This window comes from Thorsellia kenyensis, from assembly GCF_042432445.1.
In the GTDB taxonomy this organism is placed as follows: Bacteria; Pseudomonadota; Gammaproteobacteria; order Enterobacterales; family Thorselliaceae; genus Thorsellia; species Thorsellia kenyensis.
Window position 1 is genome coordinate 1 of record NZ_JBHLXE010000053.1, and the last position, 640, is coordinate 640.

1 protein-coding gene is annotated in these 640 nt (G+C 45.5%); it reads right to left on the reverse strand.

The features are described from left to right. Window positions 1-640: hypothetical protein (locus ACFFIT_RS05460; RefSeq protein WP_385876644.1), on the reverse strand; the 640-nt coding region annotated here is incomplete at both ends.

The window sequence follows — 640 nt, forward strand, 5'->3', positions numbered from 1 at the left end:
GCTACCCGTCACTGTCGGTGTGGTATCTAATGTTGCGATTGGATCAACAGAGACATTGCCCACCGGTGGCTCTTTATTGACTATCACATTTTGCGATGCCTGACCTGAGATGTTACCCGCTTCATCAATCACACGCACTTTCACATCATAACCATCAAGTTTATCCGCCAAGAATTCACTGGTGTTGTCATAAGTCCAATTTCTACCCTCAACCGTAGCTCGTCTCCAAGTCAGACCGCCATCTAAACTGATTTCGACAAACTCATCAACCGCCAACTCTGTTGAAACACGTCCATTAAAGATCAGCGTATTATCCGCTGTGTTAAAGTCGTTATCTATGTTGGTGTCTGTGCTTATCCCTTCAATTGAGATAGTGGCTTCAGTCACTTGAGTATCAACCGTTAACTCGCGCTCATGCTCTGCACCCGGTGTACCAAACTGGTTAACGATTTGCGCTTTGATGGTATATGTGCCATCAAGCAGCGTGTTACTCGTCAAGTTCAAGGTCCAACCTTTACCATCTGGGTTAACCGTGGCACGTAAGTAGCTCACACCACCGTCTAAGCTCACACGAATGTACTCGCCTACACTTAAGTTACGATCAATCGTACCGCTTAAAATGACTTTGTTGTCATTCGTT